The following is a 2,089-nucleotide window of genomic DNA, read 5'->3' as shown; positions in this document are numbered from 1 at the left end:
TCGTCGCCCGACTCCGCGTCCTGCCGCCGTCCGGGCGACGCGCTCGGCGCGTTCACTGCGCTCGGCGGTCTCGGAACCGCCATCGGGAGCGTCCTCGGCGGCGTCCTCGCAGCGCGGACGAGCTATCTGGTCGCGTTCGGCGTCGCTGGCGCGTTCGTGTTCGCCGGCGGTGCACTCGCAGTCGCCGCCCGCCGCCGAGCACTCGCCGTCCCCACCCCGACCGACGACGCCGAACTCTAGAGGGACATTGAAGAACGCCTATAGGCCGCGCCCACCCAACTGACTGGTATGCGACGCCGCGACGTCCTCCGTGGCGCTGGTCTCGGCTCCCTGGCCGGCCTCGCTGGCTGCACGGGACTCTCAGTGGTGACCGGCGGTGGCGACGAGACCACTGGCGACGAAGACGCGTCCTCCGGCGGCGATTCGTCGGATACCGCGCTGCGGGACCACCCTGCAGGCGCAGCTATCGCCGACCAACCACGGAACGGCGACCTGGACGGGCACGTCATCGTGGTGTTCGAGGACCCCTCGTGTCCCACCTGTAAGTCCTTCGAGGAGGAGACCGTCCCGAAAATCAGGTCGAACCTCGTCGACACGGGGGCCGCCGCGCTGGTCGTGCGCGGATATCCCGTGGTGTACCCGTGGGGCGAGCCCGCCACGCAGGCGCTGGAGGCGACCTACGACCGCGACGAGGACGCGTTCTGGGCGCTGTTCGACCACTACTTCGACGAGCAGTCGACGTTCGACTCGGACAACGTTCTCGAGCGCACCGAGCAGTTTCTCGACAGCGAGACCTCGGTCGACGGCGCGGCCGTACGGGAGGACGTCGGCAACGACGCCTACGCCGACGCCGTCCAGACGGACCTCGACGCCGGACAGAACGCCGGCGCGACGGCCACGCCGACCGTGTTCCTGTTCCGGGACGGCGACTACCTCACGGAGGCGTCGGGGAACGTGAGCTACGACCTCATCGCGACCGCGCTCGGCGAATGAGTAGCCCCGCCGACCGTACGTATGACCGGACGCCCCGCTGACTACGCATGAGTGCATCCCCACCTCGCAACCGATGATCGGACTTCCAACCGCGGCGTCCGACTGGCGCCTGATGGCGCGGACAGCGCGCCTCGTCGTGCGCTCCCCGGTGTACGCAGTCCTCGCCGTCGCCGCGGCGCTCGCGGCGCTCACGCTGTTCGTCACGTCCCTGAACGTCTCGCTCGTGAACGACCTCGTGCTCGGCGGCCCGCTCCCGCTCGCCGACCGGCTCGCGGTGCTGCTGGAACTGTACCCATTCGTGGGGACGTTCTTCGACCCGCTGCAGGGCGTCCTCCTGCTCGCCGTCGCCGCTCTCACGGGCGTCGACGTCGCCATGGCCGTCTACCACTTCCGGGAACACGGCGTCTCTATCAGGGACGGCGGCGCTAGCGCTGCCGGTGTCGTCCTCGGGACGCTCGGCGCCGGCTGCGCCGCCTGCGGGTCGGCCGTCCTCGTCGGCCTGCTGTCGCTGTTCGGCGTTTCCACGTCCCTGTTGTTCCTGCCGCTGGACGGCCTCGAGTTCGCCGTCGGCGGCGTCGTCGTGTTGACGCTGTCCATCTACTGGCTGGCCGACGGCATGCGCGGCGGCGAAGTCAACGGCTGCCCGGTGAACGTCTGAGTCGGTCGCGGCGCAGCGGGCTGCCGGAAACCGAAAGTGGTGAATTGCTCGGCGGGACGCTCAGAGAATGATCGACTTCTCGCGGACGAACTCCTCGATGGTCTTGTCGAGGCCCTCCCGGCCGATGCCGGAGTCCTGGTTGCCGCCGAACGGGATGTCCCCGAGGCCGTGGCTGGGCGCGCCGTTGATGCGGACGGCGCCCGCCTCGATGCGGTCGGCCATCTCCATCGCGCGGTCGTAGTCCGCCGTGAAGACGCTCGCGTCCAGCGCCAGGTCCGAGCGGTTCGCGAGTTCGAGGGCTTCGTCGTCGTCCCCGAACGTGGTCACCGCACAGACCGGCCCGAACTGCTCTTCGTCGACGATGCGGGCGTCCTGCGGGACGTCCGCCAGCAGGGTCGGCTCGAAGACGTGGACGCCGTCCGCGGCCTCGTAGCGGTC

The 2,089-nt window shown here is 70.0% G+C and carries 3 protein-coding genes and 1 pseudogene; 3 read left to right on the top strand and 1 reads right to left on the bottom strand.

Annotated elements, in window-relative coordinates:
* The 3 genes and pseudogenes from GRX66_RS18485 to GRX66_RS18475 all read left to right on the top strand — a co-directional run.
* Window positions 1–240, top strand: a pseudogene (locus GRX66_RS18485) (hypothetical protein); the annotation flags it as partial.
* A gap of 48 nt (window positions 241–288) precedes the next feature.
* The gene (locus GRX66_RS18480) at window positions 289–993 is read left to right on the top strand and encodes a DsbA family protein (protein ID WP_159527786.1); all 705 of its coding nucleotides are present in this window, start codon (window positions 289–291) and stop codon (window positions 991–993) included.
* A gap of 112 nt (window positions 994–1,105) precedes the next feature.
* Window positions 1,106–1,651, top strand: coding sequence for a hypothetical protein (locus tag GRX66_RS18475; RefSeq protein ID WP_233745686.1), 546 nt, complete (start codon window positions 1,106–1,108; stop codon window positions 1,649–1,651).
* Window positions 1,652–1,711: 60 nt separating this feature from the next.
* Here the strand turns inward: GRX66_RS18475 and GRX66_RS18470 are convergent.
* On the bottom strand, window positions 1,712–2,089 hold a 378-nt coding region (locus GRX66_RS18470), incomplete at its 5' end, for an aldehyde dehydrogenase family protein (protein ID WP_159527784.1).

It is taken from the genome of Halobacterium bonnevillei (genome assembly GCF_009831555.1).
In the GTDB taxonomy this organism is placed as follows: Archaea; Halobacteriota; Halobacteria; order Halobacteriales; family Halobacteriaceae; genus Halobacterium; species Halobacterium bonnevillei.
This window is presented reverse-complemented; position numbering and strand designations above follow the sequence as displayed.

What these genes read in the sequence shown, in the direction of transcription:
- GRX66_RS18475 (WP_233745686.1), top strand. Translation starts at nt 1,106, where the DNA reads ATGGCGCGGACAGCGCGCCTCGTCGTGCGCTCCCCGGTGTACGCAGTC.
- GRX66_RS18480 (WP_159527786.1), top strand. Translation starts at nt 289, where the DNA reads ATGCGACGCCGCGACGTCCTCCGTGGCGCTGGTCTCGGCTCCCTGGCC.